The sequence below is a fragment of the Pseudomonas sp. PDM22 genome (genome assembly GCF_014851965.1).
Lineage (GTDB): Bacteria > Pseudomonadota > Gammaproteobacteria > Pseudomonadales > Pseudomonadaceae > Pseudomonas.
On the sequence record NZ_JACVAR010000003.1, the window covers coordinates 569,887 to 585,465 of the forward strand.

Below are 15,579 nucleotides of genomic sequence, written 5' to 3' on the forward strand. Positions count from 1 at the left end.
AAACACTGTATACAGCGTAAACGGAGCTGTTCAAAAAGTGACCACCGTTGTCTCGTTCCGCGCCGATGATGCCCTCGTGGCGGCGCTGGACCAGCTGGCCCGCGCCACCCACCGGGATCGGCCCTACCACCTGCGCCAGGCGCTGGCGCAGTACCTGGAGCGCCAGAGCTGGCATGTGGCGGCCATCGATGAGGGAGTGGCGGACGCCGATGCCGGCCACCTGCTGGAGCACGCGGCCATCGAAGCCAAGTGGGGCTTGGCGTGAGCCTGCAGTGGACGCACAAGGCCGCCGCCGACCTGGATGCCATCTACGACCACTACGTCGTGCTGATCGGCCCGGAGAAGGCGCTGCGGGCCATCCAGGACATCGTCGAGCAGGTCAGCCCGCTGGCGAACCTGGAGCAAAGCAGCAGCGGTGTGCCCAGCGAGGTGCCCGGCGTGCGCGAATTGCTGGTCGAGCGCTGGCCGTACCAGGCCGCTTTCCGGGTAAAGGGGCGTTCTGTGCAGATTTTGCGCATCGACCGTGTGGATAACTCGGGGTAAAAGTGGCCACACGGTTACAAGATGTTTCAAAGTATTGACTTTGGAGTTTGGTTAAAAAGCATTCAAACGAACTAATGCCAATATCTCTGCCTATTTAGCGACCCTTCTTGAGTCCATGTATTTTCAGTGACCGACAACAGCGATCACGGTCACGAATCCTCAGCGACGCCTGGCTTTTTCCAAGCGACAAAAAACCCGGCCTTGGCCGGGTTTTTTCGTTTTTGCGCTTTTTTCGCCAGCGCTGTCAGGCGGCTTGCCAGTTCACCGGCAGCTGGCCTTCTTTCCAGGCGAAACGGTCGAGGTGGCTGACCACCACGTTCTGCAGGCGCTCGAGGCCTTCCGCATCGGCAGACTCGGCGTCCATCAGCAGCGCCTGCGGGGTCGCGTGCAGACGGCAGGTGCCGAAATCGAAGGGCAGCACGCCACGGTCGTCGGTCAGTTCGACCGGCAGCTTGTGGGCGAAGTGGTTGCACAGGCGCTTGAGGTAGCGCGCGGCATCGGGGGTAGGGACGGTGGCACGGCTCGAAGGCATCTTTTCTCTTCTCCATTTTGGGAGATGACATCCTAGGCGCCGGCAATCCAGGGAAAAACCCGCTATTTTGCCTTTCACTCTTTAGCGGAGCTTCACAATGGACAATCTTCGCGGCATGGCGGTGTTCGCCACCGTGGTCGCGCGCGGCTCCATGGCCGCCGCGGCCGAAGCGCTGGGCATGACGCCTTCGGCGGTCAGCCAGCAGATCCGCAAGCTCGAAGCCCACGCCCAGGTCACGTTGCTGCACCGCACCACGCGCAAGCTGACGCTGACCGAGGCCGGCGAAGCCTTTTACCGCAGTTGCGCGCAGATGCTCGCCATCGCCGAGGAGGCCGAGCAGCGCCTGGGCGAATGGCGCGAGGCACCGGTGGGCGAACTGCGCCTGGCCGCGCCGGTGGGCTTCTCCGGCAAACTGATCACCGAGGCGCTGCGTCCGCTGCTGGAGAATCATCGCCAGCTGCGCCTGCAGCTGTTCTTCCACGACGAACAGATCGACCTGATCGAGCAGCGCATCGACCTCGCCATCCGCGTCGGCACGCTGTCCGACTCCAGCCTGGTGGCAAGGCACCTGGCGGAGTGGAACAACGTCATCTGCGCCGCTCCCGCGTACCTGCGGCGCATGCCGGCCATCGACCATCCGCAGCAGCTGCAGGGCGTGGACTGGCTCTCGCTGAACACCGTGGCGCACCAGGCCTACCTGAACTTCAGCGGGCCGGACGGGGAGAGCTGCAAGCTGCGGCTGGAGGCGCGCGTGGCGGCCAACAGCATGATCGCCCTGCGCCAGTTCACCCTCGACGGCCTCGGGGTTTCCGCCCAGCCGGAGCCGGAGGTCCGCGAGGCGCTGGAGGAGGGCAGGCTGGTGCGGCTGCTGCCGGAGTGGACGCTGCCGCCGTTCGGCATCTATGCCGTCACTCCGCGCCGGGATGCCCAGCCGGCCAAGGTGAAGGTCGCCATCGAAGCGCTGCGCCGGCACCTCGGCGGCTCGACCACGCTGCGCTTCCACGCGCCGGTCTGAGGCGCGCTACCATGCCGCTCTGAAGACGCCACCTTGATGATCGGAGTGAACACCTCATGGCCCTGAACTGGACCTGCAAGCACCACCGCGACCTGACCAAGGAAGAGCTCTACGCCATCCTTCAGCTGCGCACCGAAGTCTTCGTGGTCGAACAGAAGTGCCCCTACCAGGAAGTGGATGGCCTGGACCTGCTTGGCGATACCTGCCACCTGATGGTGGAAGAGCAGGGCAAGCTGATCGGCTACCTGCGCCTGCTCGACCCGCAACGCCACGACGGCGACGTGGTGATCGGTCGCGTGGTGATCGCCCCGCAGGGCCGCGGCACTGGCCTGGGCCACCAGCTCATGGAGCAGGCGCTGCAGGCCATCGCCCAGCGCTGGCCGGGGCTGCCGGTATACCTCTCGGCCCAGGCGCACCTGCAGGGCTACTACGGTCGCTATGGCTTCACGCCGGTGACCGAGGTCTACCTGGAGGACGATATCCCGCACATCGGCATGCGCCGCGACGCCTGACTCAGGCCGGGTAATGCCGGCCGAGGAAGTCCCCCAGCAGCGCGTTCACCCGCTCCGGCTGCTGGCTCTGGATCCAGTGGCCGCAGTTCTCCAGCACATGCTGTTCGAGGTTGGGCACGTGCTCGGGCATGCGCTGCACGGTGTAGGCCTCGAAACGGCCGACCGGGTCACGGTCACCGATCAGGAACAGCGTCGGCTGCTCGACCTTGCGCCCGGCCAGCGGCTCGGTGCGTTGCCAGCTGCGCTCGAAGTTGCGGTACCAGTTCAGCGCGCCGTGGAAACCCCGGCCCTCGAAGGTCCGCACGTACCACTGGAAGTCCTCTTCGCTGCACCAGGCCGGGTGCGCCGGCGGCGGTGGCAGGCCGTCGAACAGGCGGCCGTCGGGGGACTGATCCGGCGCCAGGCGCACGTTGTCACCCAGGAAGTGGCGCAGGCTCAGCGCGATGTCCGCATCCAGCTCGGCCTCGGCGCGGCCGGGCTGCTGGAAGTAGAGGATGTAGAAGAACTTGCCAGCGAACACCTCGCGCATGATCTCCACGGGCGGGCGCTTCGCGCGGCCGGCGAAGGGCACCGAGAGCGTCGCCAGCACCTCCACGCGCTGCGGCTCCAGCAGCGCCAGGTGCCACGCCACCGGCGCGCCCCAGTCATGCCCGACCATTGCCACGCGCTCATGTCCCAGCGCATCCATGGCGCCCTGGATGTCCGCGCAGAGCGTCAGCACGTCGTAGGCGTCCACTTCTTGTGGCGCGCTGCTCTGGCCGTAGCCGCGCATTTCCGGGACGAACACGCGGTAGCCGGAAGCGGCGAGGGCGCGCATCTGGTGCTGCCAGGAATGCCAGCACTCGGGAAAGCCGTGCAGCATCCACACTGGCTTGCCGTCCGCCGGCCCACAGCTGTAGAGGCTGAGCTGGATGCCGTTGACCGCCAGCAACTGGTGTTCGAACTCGTTCATGGCGCGCTCTCCCGCAGATGATGAGCTTCACTATGCCAAGCCCGGCGTGCCAGCCGAACCCTATTCACCAGGCGAATGAAGGGGTCTTTCCAGCCGACAAAACGGCCACCCGGCGAAGCGGCGCTGGAAACCGCGGATAATGCCGGCGCTGCCACCGATCCCGCTCCAGGAAGGACTCCCATGAGAAGCCAGCCCACCGCCCAGCTCTGCCCGGAACTCGACGCCATCCTGCGGGCCGAACTGCGCGCCGGCAACCAGCTCGGCGAAGGTCCCGTACGCACCGACTGGCCGCAGCCCGGCTCGATCTACGCAGCCCTGCGCGACAGCCTGAGAACCCGCGCGCTGGGCCAATCCGGCCCCGTCCGCCACTCGATCTGCCGCGACCCGCACTACGGCTGGAACGATGAATGCTACTGCGAGGTGCACGGCGACCTGCTGGTCGCGGGAAGCACGCAGCGGCCCTGATTTTGCCTGCCGGGAAGCAACCGGGTGCTCAGCGGCCCCGCCGAAAAGGACTTGCAATCCGACAATAAAAAACAGCATCGTATTCTGCACAGCGAAACATCATTCCGTTAAAACAACGATAAAACGGAGTTCAGCATGTCAGAAGTGGTACAGCTCGAACGCCGGGGCGAGATAGCCCTGGTGACGGTCGACAACCCACCGGTGAACGCCCTCGGACACGCCGTCCGCGCCGGGCTGCTCGCCGCCTTCCAGCAGGCCGAGGCCGATCCGCAGGTACGCGCGGTGGTGCTGGTCTGCGCCGGGCGCACCTTCATGGCCGGCGCCGATATCCGTGAGTTCGGCAAGCCGCCGCAGGCGCCGTCCCTGCCCGAGGTGGTCGATATCCTTGAAGGCGCCAGCAAGCCCAGCGTTGCCGTGATCCACGGCACCGCCCTGGGCGGCGGCCTGGAAGTCGCCCTGGCCTGCCACTACCGCATCGCCCGCCGCGACGCCCAGGTCGGCCTGCCGGAAGTGAAGCTCGGCCTGCTGCCCGGCGCCGGAGGCACCCAGCGCCTGCCGCGTCTCGCGGGTGTGGAAAAAGCCCTCGAGATGATCGTCTCCGGCGCGCCGATCCGCGCGCCGCAGGCCCTCGAATTCAACGTCGTCGACGAACTGTTCGACGGCGAACTGATCGACGCCGGACTCGCCTTCGCCCAGCGCCTGCTGGCGGACGGCAAAGGGCCGCGCCGCACCGGCGAGCGCAACGAGCGCGTGCAGGAAAGCGGCCTCGCCGAGCTGATCGCCCACAAGCGCGGCGAAGTGCAGAAGCGCCTGCCCGGCCAGTTCTCACCGCAGCGCTGCATCGACGCGGTGGAAGCGGCGACGCAATTGCCGCTGCGCGAAGGCCTGGGGCGCGAGCGCGAGCTGTTCATGCAATGCATGGAATCCCCGCAGCGCGCCGCGCTGATCCACGCCTTCTTCGCCGAGCGCGAAGCCGCCAAGGTCGACGGGCTGGCCGCCGACGTGCAGCCACGGGACATCCGGCGCGCCGCGGTCATCGGTGGCGGCACCATGGGTGTCGGCATCGTGCTGTGCTTTGCCAACGCCGGCATCCCGGTGCAACTGCTGGAAGTGAATGACGAAGCCCTGCAACGCGGCCTCGACCGCGCCCGCAGCCTGTACGCCGCCAGTGTGGCGCGCGGCAGCCTGGGCGCTGAAGAGATGGAGCGGCGCCTGGGCCTGATCAGCGGCGTGCTCGACTACGCCGCGCTGGGCGATGCCGACGTGGTGGTCGAAGCCGTCTTCGAAAGCCTGGAGGTGAAGCGCCAGGTCTTCGAACAACTGGACGCCCACTGCAAGCCCGGCGCGATCCTCGCCAGCAACACCTCGTCGCTGGACCTCGACGAGATCGCCGCCTTCACGAAGCGTCCGCAGGACGTGGTCGGCCTGCACTTCTTCAGCCCGGCCAACGTCATGCGCCTGCTCGAAGTGGTGCGCGGCAAGGCCACCTCGGACACCGTGCTGGCCACCGCCATGCAGCTGGGCAAGCGCCTGAAGAAGGTTTCGGTGGTGGTCGGCGTGTGCGACGGTTTCGTCGGCAACCGCATGATCTTCCAGTACGGCCGCCAGGCCGAATTCCTCCTGGAGGAGGGCGCCACACCTGCGCAGGTGGACCGCGCACTGCGCAGCTTCGGCATGGCCATGGGGCCGCTGGCGGTACGCGACCTGTCCGGGCTCGACATCAGCCACGCGATCCGCTCGCGCCAGCGACCGAACCTCAGGCCCGGCCAGACACTGCCCACAGTGCTCGACCACCTGATCGCCGCTGGCATGCTTGGGCAGAAGACCGGCACCGGCTTCTACCAGTACGGCGAGGGCGGTCGCGCCGCTCAGGACAACCCGGCGCTGCCGGCCATGCTGGAACAGGCCGCCGCCGACCGTGGCATCACCCGCGCGTCGGTCGCTGATGAAGAAATACTCGAGCGCTGCCTCTACGCGCTGATCAACGAGGCCGCCAACATCCTCGACGAAGGCATCGCCCAGCGCGCCAGCGACGTCGATGTGATCTTCCTCAACGGCTACGGCTTCCCCGCCTGGCGCGGCGGCCCGCTGTTCTACGCCGACAGCGTCGGCCTTGCGCAAGTGCTCGAACGAATCCGCGAGTTCCACCAGCGCCTCGGCGCCTGGTGGCAACCCGCACCGCTGCTCGAACGCCTGGTGGCCGAAGGCCGCCGCTTTGCCGATCTTTGAGGACCCACCATGGACATCCACTTCACCCCCGACGAACTGGCGTTCCGCGATGAAGTCCGCCGCTTCCTCGACAGCCAGTTGCCCAAGGACATCGCCAGCAAGGTGCGCCTGGGCAAACACCTGAACAAGGGCGACCACCAGCGCTGGCAGCGCTTGCTCGCCGAGCAGGGCTGGTACGCCACGCACTGGCCGGAAGCCTTCGGCGGCACCGGCTGGAACGCCGTGCAGAAGCACATCTTCGAAGAGGAATGCGCCGCCTTCGGCGCGCCGCGCACCATCCCCTTCGGCGTCAACATGGTCGCCCCGGTGATCATCAGGTTCGGCACGCCCGAGCAGCAGGCGCACTACCTGCCGCGCATCCTCGACGGCACCGACTGGTGGTGCCAGGGCTACTCCGAGCCGGGCGCCGGCTCCGACCTCGCTTCGCTGAAGACCCGCGCCGTGCGCGACGGCGACCATTACGTGGTGAACGGCCAGAAGACCTGGACCACCCTCGGCCAGCACGCCGACTGGATCTTCTGCCTGGTGCGCACCGACCCCGAGGCGCAGCAGCAGCGCGGCATCAGCTTCCTGCTGATCGACATGCAGACCCCCGGCATCACCGTGTGCCCGATCATCACCCTGGACGGCGAGCACGAGGTCAACGAGGTGTTCTTCGACAACGTGCGCGTGCCGGTGGAGAACCTGGTCGGCCGCGAGAATGAAGGCTGGACCTGCGCCAAGTACCTGCTGACCTACGAGCGCACCGGGCTGGCCGGCATCGGCGCGTCGAAGGCGGTGCTCGCGCACCTGAAGCAGGTCGCCAGCCGCGAGCTGTGCGACGGCAAGCCGATGCTCGAAGACCCGCTGTTCCGCGCCCAGGTGGCGGAGGTGGAGATGCAGCTGATGGCCATCGAGATGAGCACCCTGCGCATCCTCGCCGCCGCCCGCGAAGGCGGCGTGCCGGGCGCGGAAAGCTCGATCCTGAAAGTGAAGGGCACCGAGATCCGCCAGGCGATCAGCCACCTGCTGCGCAAGGTGCTCGGCCCCTACGCGCTGCCCTTCATCGAGGACGAATTCGAACTGGGCAGCCAGGCGCTGCATGCGGATTACTCGGCCGCGCCGGCCAGCCAGTATTTCAACCTGCGCAAGCTGTCGATCTTCGGCGGCTCCAACGAAATCCAGAAGAACATCGTCTCCAAGATGATTCTCGAGCTGTGAGGCCAGGACCATGGACTTCAAACTGAGCGAAGAGCAGCAAATGCTGCAGGACACCGCGGCCCGCCTGGTCCGCGACGCTTACCCATTCGACAAGCGCGAAGGCTTCAGCAAAAGCACGCTGGGTTACAGCGCCGACTTCTGGCGCCAGCTCGGCGAGCTGGGGCTGATCTCGGTGTCGCTGCCGGAAAGCCATGGCGGCTTTGGCGGCGGCGTGGAAAGCATGCTGGTGCTCACCGAGCTGGGCCGTGGTCTGTGCCTGGAGCCTTACCTGCAATCGGTAGTGCACGGCGGTGGGCTGATCGCCCAGCTGGGCAGCGCCGCGCAGCAGGACCACTGGCTGCCGCGCGTCGCCAGCGGCGAAGCGCAGCTGGCGGTCGCGCTGGAAGAACCCCAGAGCCACTACCAGCTGCACGACGTGCAGACCCGTGCGGAGCAAACCGGTAACGGCTGGAAGCTGAGCGGACGCAAAGCGGTGGTGATCGGCGGGCAGAGCGCCACAGCGATCCTGGTCTCGGCGCGGGTGTCCGGTAATGCGCGGGACGAGGCGGGCATCGGCCTGTTCCTGATCAATCCGCAGCAGGCGGGCGTAAGCCGCCGCGACTACCCGACAGTGGACGGCCAGCGCGCCTGCGAGCTGTTCCTCGACGGCGCCATCGGCGAGGCCATTGGCACGCCGGGCGAGGCGCTACCGGCGCTGCGTTATCAACAGGGCCGCGCCATCGCCGCGCAGTGCGCCGAAGCCCTCGGCAGTCTGCAGGAAGCCTGCGCGCTGACCCTGGACTACCTGAAGACGCGCAAGCAGTTCGGCACCCCCATCGGCAAGTTCCAGGTGCTGCAGCACCGCATGGTGGACATGCGCAGCGAACTGGAACAGGCCACCAGCATGGCGATCCTCGCCGCCTGCGTCGCCGACCAGCCCGACAGCGCCGAGCGCAGCCGCACCCTGGCCGCCGCCAAGTTCATCGTTACCCGCGCGGCGCGCTTCGTGGCCGAGCAGGCGATCCAGCTGCACGGCGGCATCGGCATGACCTGGGAATACGTGCTGGCGCACCACGCCAAGCGCCTGGTGATGCTCAGCCACCAGCTGGGGGACGACGATCATCACCTGAAGGTTTATGCGAGGCTCATGGAAGTCGCGTGAGAGAAACCTCGAAGTGAACCGCCATTGCTCTTGAAGTCTTCCAGAGCGATATCCGAGCACTCCGGACCGCCCCTTTCAGGAGGCCTCGTTGAATTGGAGTTTCAGGGGTTGAGCGACATGGATGTCGCGAGAGCCACGATGGGCCAGGGATGGCCCTTCGTGGGGGGACGCCTAGTTCGTGCCCCTGAAACTTCGATTCAACGAGGGTATTTTTCGCCTAGGCGAAAAACCGGATGGAGGGGCAAGACCTTTGCCTACTTTGGGTCTTTCCAAAGTGGGTCGCCCGAGGGGGCGAAACAAAATGCTCGCGCGCACGCCGAAGCGACGCGGGAAACAAGGCGTGAGGCTGACACATCGCGGACGGAGTCCGCTCCTGCGTGAGCGCATGACGCCGTCATTCAGATAGAGCACCGAGTCAGCCGCGATGGATATCGCGGAGAAGCTCCGCTCCTACAAAAGCTTGCGGACGATCAGGCCCCGAGGCTCTCGATATCGCGCGCCAGAATCTCCAGCTCATGCGCCAACGACCCGCGCAGCGTTTCCTCGCTGAGCTGGAACGACGGCGCCCCGCAGGTCAGCGCCATCAGCCCGCCGTCGGCCAGGCGCAGCGGTACGCCGGCAGCGCGCACGTTGCGGTCCCAGTCGCCCAGGGACAGGCAGAAACCATGCTGGCGGAACTCCTCGAAGGACGCTTCCAGCGAGGCACGCATGACCGACCAATCGCCTTCGTGGCGCTCCTGCAGGGCCGACAGCAGGTGCTCACGCTCCTGCTCCGGGGTCGCGGCGAGGTACGCGCGGCCGGCAGCGGTGGTCGCCAGCGGCAGGCGCACGCCGGCGTCCATGCGCAGGGAGGTAGCTTCCGGAGGACGGCAGTTTTCCACGTAGATCATCGACAGCCAGTCGCGGCAGGTCAGGCCGACCGTGGTGTTGGTGCGACGGGCGAAGGCGTCCATGTACGGCTTCGCCAGCTGGCGTACGCGCAGGTTGGAGACATAGGCGTAACCCAGCGCCAGCACGCCGGAATCCAGCTGGTATTTCTCGTGCTGCTGCGAGTAGCAGAGGTAGCCGAGTTGGGTGAGGGTGTAGGTCATGCGCGACACCGTCGCCTTGGGCAGGCCGGTGATCCGCGAGATTTCCTGGTTGCCGAGCACCACCGAGCCATGGGTGAAGGCGCGCAGCACGTCCAGTCCGCGGGCGAGGGCCTCGACGTACTTGCGGTCCTTGGGGTTGCTGCTGTCTTCGACTTCGTCGCTCATGGGGCCTCGGCGGGGGATTGCAGTTGCGGCGCCACGCGCGGCGCGGGCGAACGATAGCAGATCGCCCAGGCGCCACGCAGCGGTCCGCGTGTGCTCGTTGCGCCGGGCTAGCCTATCGCATACCATCGATTTCGACACGATGTTTCGCTGTGCAGAACAACAATTCGAATCCAGAGCCACTACAGGCTCGAAAAAGAAACGGAGAAGTCGATGTCTGCTCAACCCTCCGGTCACGTGGCCCGCGAGCTCGCCCGTCACGCCTACCAGAATCTCCACGACCTGCTGCGCGATGCCTGCCGCCAATTCCCCCAGCGCCTGGCGTTCTCCTGCGGCGACAGCCACCTGAGCTTCGCCGAGCTGGAGCGCCAGGCCGACGCCTTCGCCCGCTACCTTCGCCACCACGCCGGCCTGCAAGCCGGCGACCGCCTGGCGCTGATGCTGCCCAACTCCCTGCAGTACCCCATTGCCACCTTCGGCGCGCTGAAGGCAGGCGTGGTGCTGGTGAACACCAACCCGCAATACACCGCCAGCGAGCTGCGCCATCAACTGGCCGACTCCGGCGCCAGCGCCGTGCTGCTGCTCGACCGCCTGCTGCCGCTGCTGCGCGGCGTGCAGGCTCACAGCGACATCCGCCAGGTGCTGCTGACCTCCATCGACGACATCGAGCGCCCACAGTTCGACAGCGACGAGGCCGACTGCACGCGCTTCCAGCAGGCCCTGCGCCTGGGTGCCGAGGCACCGCCGGTGGAGGCCGAGCCGGGCCTGGATCGCCTCGCGCTGCTGCAGTACACCGGCGGCACCACGGGCGTCTCCAAGGGCGCGATGCTCAGCCACCGCTGCCTGATCGCCAACGTCATCCAGACCCTGGAACTGTTCCTGCGCCCCGGCCTGCTGGAGCCGGCCACCGATGTGCGCATCGCGCCGCTGCCGCTCTACCACATCATGGCCTTCGCCACGAACTGCCTGTCCTCGGTGGGCATGGGCCTGCACACGGTGTTCATCCGCGACGGCCGCAACCTCGACGAGATCATCGGCGCGATGCGCCGCTATCCCTTCACCCTGATGAGCGGGATCAACACCCTGTTCGTCGGCCTGATGAACCACGCGGACTTCCCCAGCATCGACTTCAGCCACCTGAAGTGGGTGACCTCCGGCGGCGCGCCGCTGAACCGCGAAGTCGGCCGGCGCTGGGAAGCGCTGACCGGCGCGCCGGTGCGCGAAGGTTTCGGGCTCACCGAGGCCTCGCCGGTGGTCTCCACCGGCACGCTGCTGAGCCCGTACCGCGAGGGCTACGTCGGCCAGGCGCTGGTGGATACCGAGCTGCGCACCGTGGACGAGGAGGGCAACGACACCGGCCCCGACCAGCCCGGCGAACTCTGGCTGCGCGGCCCACAGGTCATGCAGGGCTACTGGCAACGCCCGGAGGAGAGCGCCCAGGTGCTCACCACCGACGGCTGGCTGAAGACCGGCGACATCGCCGAGCTGGACGCCGACGGCATGCTGAAGATCGTCGACCGCAAGAAGGACATGATCCTGGTCTCGGGCTTCAATGTGTTCCCCAACGAGGTGGAAGACGCGGTGATGCGCCACCCCGGCGTGCGCGAGTGCGTGGCCATCGGCGTGCCGGACGAACGCAAGGGCGAATCGGTGAAGCTGTTCGTCAGCCTCAAGGACGAGACGCTGGCGCCGGCGCAGATCATCGCCCACTGCCGCGAGCACCTCACCGGCTACAAGGTGCCGAGCTTCGTCGAGGTGCTCGACGAGCTGCCCAAGACCAGTGTCGGCAAGCTGCTGCGCCGACAACTGCGTGACCTGGAACTGGCCAAAAGGACCACCGCGTGAGCACAGCGTCTATGGTTGAAGCAGGTGCGCACGACGAGACCCGCAGCATGACCGAGTCCTTCCACCGTATTGGCGTGATCGGCGCCGGGGCCATGGGCCGCGGCATCGCCCAGCTGTTCGCCAGCGCAGGCAGGACGGTACGCCTGTACGACAGCAACCCGCAGACCGTGGAGCAGGCCCTGGCCTTCAACCGCGAGCTGCTGGAGCGCGCGGTGGCCAAGGGCAAGCTCGCCGCGGACGGCCTCGACGCGACGATGCAGCGTTTGCTGCCGACCCACAGCCTGGACGAGCTGGCCGACTGCGACCTGCTGATCGAGGCCATCATCGAGGACCTCGGCGCCAAGCAGGCGCTGCTCGCCGAGCTGGAAAAACGCGTGGCGCCGGATGCCGTGCTGGCGAGCAACACCTCGTCGCTCTCGGTCACCCGCATCGCCGCTCGCTGCCAGCACCCGGAGCGGGTCGCCGGCTTCCACTTCTTCAACCCGGTAACGCTGATGCGCATCGTCGAGGTGGTGCGCGGCCAACGCACCAGCGAGTCGGTGGTGCGCCGCCTGAGTCGGCTGGCGGAGCAGGCCGGGCACTACCCGGCGGTGTCGCCGGACAGCCCCGGCTTCATCGTCAATCACGCCGGCCGCGCCTTCAGCACCGAAGCCCTGCGCATCCTCGGCGAAGGCATCGCCAGCCCGGCACAGATCGACCGCATCCTGCGCGACGGCGTGGGCTTCCGCATGGGGCCCTTCGAGCTGCTCGACCTGACCGGCCTGGACGTGTCCCACGCGGTGATGGAGTCGCTCTACCAGCAGTTCTACCAGGACCCGCGCTACACGCCGTCGCCGCTGGCCGCGCAGCGCGTCGCCGGCGGCTTGCTGGGGCGCAAGAGCGGCGAGGGCTTCTACCGCTACCGCGACGGCCAGGCCGTGCGCGAGCCCGAGGAACAGCACGAAACCGTGTTGCTCAATCGCCCGTACTGGCTCGACAGCCAGGACCCGGAGCTACGCCACCGCGTGGCGGCGATCCTTACCTTGGGCGGCGTGGTGCTGGAGACCGGCGAAGCACCGTCGTCCCGCGCCATCTGCCTGGTCACCCCGCTGGGTGTGGATGCCAGCACGCGCATCGACGCCCTCGGCCTGCCGCCGGAGCGCAGCCTGGCGCTGGAGACCTTCACCGAACTGGACCGCCGCCGCGTGCTGATGCGCCAGCCGGCGCTCGACCCCAAGCTCGAAGCCCAGGCGCGCCAGGCGCTGGGCAGCGACGGCGTGCCGGTGGAAGTGATCAATGATTCGCCCGGCTTCATCAGCCAGCGGGTGGTCGCCGGTATCGTCAACCTCGGCGGCGAGATCGCCCAGCGCGGTATCGCCACACCAGTGACGCTGGACCGCGCGGTGCAACTGGCGCTGGGTTATCCCCTGGGGCCACTGGCCTTCGGCGAGCACTACGGCGCGGCGCGCATCCTCACCATTCTTCAGGGCCTGCAGGTCTGCTACGGCGAGGCGCGCTACCGGCCCAGCCCGTGGCTGCGCCGCCGCGTGCAGCTGGATTTGCCGCTGCACAGCCCGGACAGGGCGGAGTGACGTTCTTCAACCTGCCGGAGCGCGCCATGCGCGCGATCGCAGGCATGGGCTAGGCGCCTCCGCCCGTCCTACGCGGAGGCGCCGGCGCTGGGCGATTCGCGAGCAAGCTCGCTCTTACGAAAAGCTGCATCACGCTGGCCTGTAGGAGCGAGCTGGACGCCTGGTTACTGCTCGCGAACGAGCCCCGGCGAAGGACTCACCGGAAGCTGACGAACTCCCCGGCCTTCAGCTTCTCCAGCGCCGCCTTGCGCTCTGCCGGCGGCAACACCCCGAGCTTTTCCACCCGTGCATAGAACGCCGGCCAGTTGCCGCCGACCTGGGCGAACAGCGCGGCGAAGGCCGGCACCCACTGGTCGTAGAGGCCGAAGGGCAACAGCTTGGCGTTGTTCAGCGGAGCGTTGACCCAGGCGTCGAAGGGCGCCTTGCCGCCCCAGTCCTCATCGCGCATCCGCGCGTAGTCGCGGCGCAGGCGCTCGAATTCGGCCTGCTTGCCGGCGCGTTTCTCGGCGTCGCTGCGTGGGCTGGCGTAAAGCGCCTGCAGGCGCTCGCGGGTATCGAGCACCAGCTCGGTAAAGCGCTTGCGTTGCTCGGCCAGCAACGGCGCTTCATCCGGCAGATGGCGCGCCTCACGCCAGCGGCGACCGCCCTCGGCCTCGACGAAGGAGGCGTAGGACTCGTTGAACGCCGTATCGCCGGGCAGGTAGAACTTCTGGTGCGCCAGCTCGTGGAAGATCGTCTCGGCCAGACGCTGGTCGCCCCAGCGCAACATGCTGCTGAGGATCGGGTCGTCGAACCAGCCAAGGGTCGAATAGGCCTCCACGCCACCGACATAGACGTCCAGCCCCTGTTCCTTGAGGCGTTTGGCCTCGGCCTGCGCCCCCTGGTCGCCGTAGTAGCCGCGGTAGGCCACGCAGCCGGCGATGGGGAAGCAGTGGGTCAGCGGCTGCAGCGACAGCTCCGGCGTGGCAAACACGTTCCACACCACGTTGGGCCGGTGGATATCGGCATACAGGCGGTAGCTCTGGTTGTCCGGCAGGCCCAGTTCGGCGCTGGCGAAGGCGCGGGCTTCCTGGGACAGCTCGAGACGCTGGCGCAAGGCGGGGTCGCGGGTCGGGTCGGCGACCACTTCGGCCACAGGCTCGCGGGCGGCGAGCAGGCGCAACTGGCCGTCCGCCAGCTGGCCGTAATACCCCACGGTGGAACAACCGCTCAGCGCCCAGATGGCCAGGCAGGGAACCCAGCGGCACAGGCGGCTGTCGAGTGTCGGGATAAGAAGGCGGAAGGGCATGCGCGGAACATAGCACAGGGCCTGGTCCGCTCGCTGCCGCCCCCTCGACCCAGGAGCCACCCCCGATGCGCGCCCTCCTCATACCTGCCGGCCTGCTCGCCCTGAGCGGCTGTTCGATGCTGATGCCCCAGCCGGACCCGAACCGCGCCTGGGTCGACCTGGACACCAATAGCCAGAGCGACCTGGCGGCCATGGAAGTGGACAACAAGGAATGGGCCAGCACCCGTTACTTCGAGGTCGACCCGGGCTCGCACGAGTTGCGCGTGCGCTTCCAGTTCCAGGTCGAGCCGGTGGACATTGGCCCGGTGGACGAGGCGTTGTGGCGCGACTGCGAAATGACAGTGCAGTACAAGGAATTCAGCGCCGGCCAGCGCTATCGCCTGGAGACCGGCAGCATCGGCTTCCGCCCCTGGGCCAAGCTCTACGACGCCCAGGGCGGCGAAATCGCCCGCGGCCGCGAACGGGGCTGCGCCAAGGCCTGAGCGGGGTATGCTGTGGGGTGAATCCATCCCACGGTGAGCCTCCATGCGCCCGCGTCATCTCCCCGGTCTCCTACCCCTGGGCATCGCCCTGCTCGCCGGCTGCGCCAGCCCGCTGCCGGCCCACGACCCGCAGATGGCCTGGATCGACCTCTACACCACGCCGGGCAAGACGCTGATGGCCGAGCGCCTGGATGGCCAGTCGGTGAACGACGGCCGCTTCTACCAGGTGACGCCGGGACGCCACGAGCTGGTGGTGCGCTTCCAGTACGAAGTCTCCAGCGGCGGCGGCATGGGCCAGATGACCGACCCTTCGGAGCTGACCTGCCGGGTCAAGGTGACCTACGACGACTTCGCCGCCGGCCAGCGCTATCGACTGGAGCTGCGCCCGCAATTGCGCAGCGCACTGGCGCTGCTGACGGACGCCAATGGCAAGCTGGTGGCGAAGACGGATTTCCAGGGCGCGGTGCGCTGCGGGCCGTTCTAGATCAAAGGCATTCGCCGCCGCTCTGCTCGGGCTCTCCCTGTAGGACGGGCGGGGGCGCCTAGCCCAT

At 67.5% G+C, this 15,579-nt stretch carries 16 protein-coding genes; 12 read left to right on the plus strand and 4 right to left on the minus strand.

The features are described 5' to 3' along the window. Nucleotides 1–37 precede the first annotated feature (37 nt). Nucleotides 38–265: a CopG family ribbon-helix-helix protein gene (locus tag IB255_RS13585; protein ID WP_045213580.1), complete on the plus strand. Its 228-nt coding sequence runs from the start codon at nt 38–40 to the stop codon at nt 263–265. Next, nucleotides 262–543 (plus strand): type II toxin-antitoxin system RelE/ParE family toxin, encoded by a 282-nt coding sequence (locus IB255_RS13590; RefSeq protein ID WP_081518921.1) that lies wholly within the window; start codon nt 262–264, stop codon nt 541–543. Before IB255_RS13585 ends, IB255_RS13590 begins: the two co-directional genes overlap by 4 nt. A gap of 244 nt (nt 544–787) precedes the next feature. On the opposite strand, the gene IB255_RS13595 is transcribed toward IB255_RS13590, so the two are convergent. Then, nucleotides 788–1,075, minus strand: coding sequence for a DUF2218 domain-containing protein (locus IB255_RS13595; RefSeq protein ID WP_081518922.1), 288 nt, complete (start codon nt 1,073–1,075; stop codon nt 788–790). 97 nt (nt 1,076–1,172) lie between these two features. On the opposite strand from IB255_RS13595, the gene IB255_RS13600 reads away from it, so the two are divergent. Both IB255_RS13600 and IB255_RS13605 read left to right on the plus strand, forming a co-directional pair. Continuing rightward, nucleotides 1,173–2,090, plus strand: a complete 918-nt coding sequence (locus IB255_RS13600) for a LysR family transcriptional regulator (protein ID WP_081518923.1) — start codon at nt 1,173–1,175, stop codon at nt 2,088–2,090. Between the two features lie 56 nt (nt 2,091–2,146). Further along, a complete protein-coding gene (locus tag IB255_RS13605; RefSeq protein WP_081518924.1) occupies nt 2,147–2,602 on the plus strand; it encodes a GNAT family N-acetyltransferase in 456 nt (151 codons plus the stop codon). Nucleotide 2,603: 1 nt separating this feature from the next. On the opposite strand, the gene IB255_RS13610 is transcribed toward IB255_RS13605, so the two are convergent. Beyond that, nucleotides 2,604–3,554 (minus strand): alpha/beta fold hydrolase, encoded by a 951-nt coding sequence (locus tag IB255_RS13610; protein ID WP_081518925.1) that lies wholly within the window; start codon nt 3,552–3,554, stop codon nt 2,604–2,606. Between the two features lie 180 nt (nt 3,555–3,734). Between IB255_RS13610 and IB255_RS13615 the strand changes: the two genes are divergently transcribed. The 4 genes from IB255_RS13615 to IB255_RS13630 all read left to right on the plus strand — a co-directional run bounded on the left by IB255_RS13615 (nt 3,735) and on the right by IB255_RS13630 (nt 8,589). Then, nucleotides 3,735–4,019: a hypothetical protein gene (locus IB255_RS13615; RefSeq protein WP_081518926.1), complete on the plus strand. Its 285-nt coding sequence runs from the start codon at nt 3,735–3,737 to the stop codon at nt 4,017–4,019. A gap of 135 nt (nt 4,020–4,154) precedes the next feature. Beyond that, nucleotides 4,155–6,248: a 3-hydroxyacyl-CoA dehydrogenase NAD-binding domain-containing protein gene (locus IB255_RS13620; RefSeq protein ID WP_081518927.1), complete on the plus strand. Its 2,094-nt coding sequence runs from the start codon at nt 4,155–4,157 to the stop codon at nt 6,246–6,248. A gap of 9 nt (nt 6,249–6,257) precedes the next feature. Further along, on the plus strand, nt 6,258–7,448 hold the full coding sequence (locus IB255_RS13625; protein ID WP_081518928.1) for an acyl-CoA dehydrogenase family protein: 1,191 nt from the start codon (nt 6,258–6,260) through the stop codon (nt 7,446–7,448). A gap of 10 nt (nt 7,449–7,458) precedes the next feature. Continuing rightward, the gene (locus IB255_RS13630; protein ID WP_081518929.1) at nt 7,459–8,589 is read left to right on the plus strand and encodes an acyl-CoA dehydrogenase family protein; all 1,131 of its coding nucleotides are present in this window, start codon (nt 7,459–7,461) and stop codon (nt 8,587–8,589) included. Nucleotides 8,590–9,059: 470 nt separating this feature from the next. On the opposite strand, the gene IB255_RS13635 is transcribed toward IB255_RS13630, so the two are convergent. Continuing rightward, nucleotides 9,060–9,845 (minus strand): IclR family transcriptional regulator, encoded by a 786-nt coding sequence (locus IB255_RS13635; RefSeq protein ID WP_081518930.1) that lies wholly within the window; start codon nt 9,843–9,845, stop codon nt 9,060–9,062. Nucleotides 9,846–10,055: 210 nt separating this feature from the next. Between IB255_RS13635 and IB255_RS13640 the strand changes: the two genes are divergently transcribed. Together IB255_RS13640 and IB255_RS13645 are read left to right on the plus strand one after the other, a co-directional pair. Then, complete coding sequence (locus IB255_RS13640) at nt 10,056–11,687, plus strand: AMP-binding protein (protein ID WP_081518931.1); 1,632 nt, start codon at nt 10,056–10,058, stop codon at nt 11,685–11,687. 47 nt (nt 11,688–11,734) lie between these two features. Beyond that, the gene (locus IB255_RS13645) at nt 11,735–13,258 is read left to right on the plus strand and encodes a 3-hydroxyacyl-CoA dehydrogenase (protein WP_081519184.1); all 1,524 of its coding nucleotides are present in this window, start codon (nt 11,735–11,737) and stop codon (nt 13,256–13,258) included. Nucleotides 13,259–13,454: 196 nt separating this feature from the next. On the opposite strand, the gene IB255_RS13650 is transcribed toward IB255_RS13645, so the two are convergent. Then, a complete protein-coding gene (locus tag IB255_RS13650) occupies nt 13,455–14,546 on the minus strand; it encodes an aminopeptidase (protein WP_081518932.1) in 1,092 nt (363 codons plus the stop codon). Between the two features lie 65 nt (nt 14,547–14,611). On the opposite strand from IB255_RS13650, the gene IB255_RS13655 reads away from it, so the two are divergent. Beyond that, complete coding sequence (locus IB255_RS13655) at nt 14,612–15,028, plus strand: hypothetical protein (RefSeq protein ID WP_081518933.1); 417 nt, start codon at nt 14,612–14,614, stop codon at nt 15,026–15,028. A gap of 43 nt (nt 15,029–15,071) precedes the next feature. After that, nucleotides 15,072–15,512 (plus strand): hypothetical protein, encoded by a 441-nt coding sequence (locus tag IB255_RS13660; RefSeq protein WP_081518934.1) that lies wholly within the window; start codon nt 15,072–15,074, stop codon nt 15,510–15,512. The last annotated feature ends 67 nt before the right edge of the window (nt 15,513–15,579 follow it).

Coding starts and splice junctions, on each gene's coding strand:
- IB255_RS13595 (WP_081518922.1), bottom strand. CDS start 1,075: ATGCCTTCGAGCCGTGCCACCGTCCCTACCCCCGATGCCGCGCGCTAC.
- IB255_RS13610 (WP_081518925.1), bottom strand. CDS start 3,554: ATGAACGAGTTCGAACACCAGTTGCTGGCGGTCAACGGCATCCAGCTC.
- IB255_RS13640 (WP_081518931.1), top strand. CDS start 10,056: ATGTCTGCTCAACCCTCCGGTCACGTGGCCCGCGAGCTCGCCCGTCAC.
- IB255_RS13600 (WP_081518923.1), top strand. CDS start 1,173: ATGGACAATCTTCGCGGCATGGCGGTGTTCGCCACCGTGGTCGCGCGC.
- IB255_RS13625 (WP_081518928.1), top strand. CDS start 6,258: ATGGACATCCACTTCACCCCCGACGAACTGGCGTTCCGCGATGAAGTC.
- IB255_RS13635 (WP_081518930.1), bottom strand. CDS start 9,845: ATGAGCGACGAAGTCGAAGACAGCAGCAACCCCAAGGACCGCAAGTAC.
- IB255_RS13620 (WP_081518927.1), top strand. CDS start 4,155: ATGTCAGAAGTGGTACAGCTCGAACGCCGGGGCGAGATAGCCCTGGTG.
- IB255_RS13630 (WP_081518929.1), top strand. CDS start 7,459: ATGGACTTCAAACTGAGCGAAGAGCAGCAAATGCTGCAGGACACCGCG.
- IB255_RS13605 (WP_081518924.1), top strand. CDS start 2,147: ATGGCCCTGAACTGGACCTGCAAGCACCACCGCGACCTGACCAAGGAA.
- IB255_RS13660 (WP_081518934.1), top strand. CDS start 15,072: ATGCGCCCGCGTCATCTCCCCGGTCTCCTACCCCTGGGCATCGCCCTG.
- IB255_RS13655 (WP_081518933.1), top strand. CDS start 14,612: ATGCGCGCCCTCCTCATACCTGCCGGCCTGCTCGCCCTGAGCGGCTGT.
- IB255_RS13615 (WP_081518926.1), top strand. CDS start 3,735: ATGAGAAGCCAGCCCACCGCCCAGCTCTGCCCGGAACTCGACGCCATC.
- IB255_RS13650 (WP_081518932.1), bottom strand. CDS start 14,546: ATGCCCTTCCGCCTTCTTATCCCGACACTCGACAGCCGCCTGTGCCGC.
- IB255_RS13645 (WP_081519184.1), top strand. CDS start 11,735: ATGACCGAGTCCTTCCACCGTATTGGCGTGATCGGCGCCGGGGCCATG.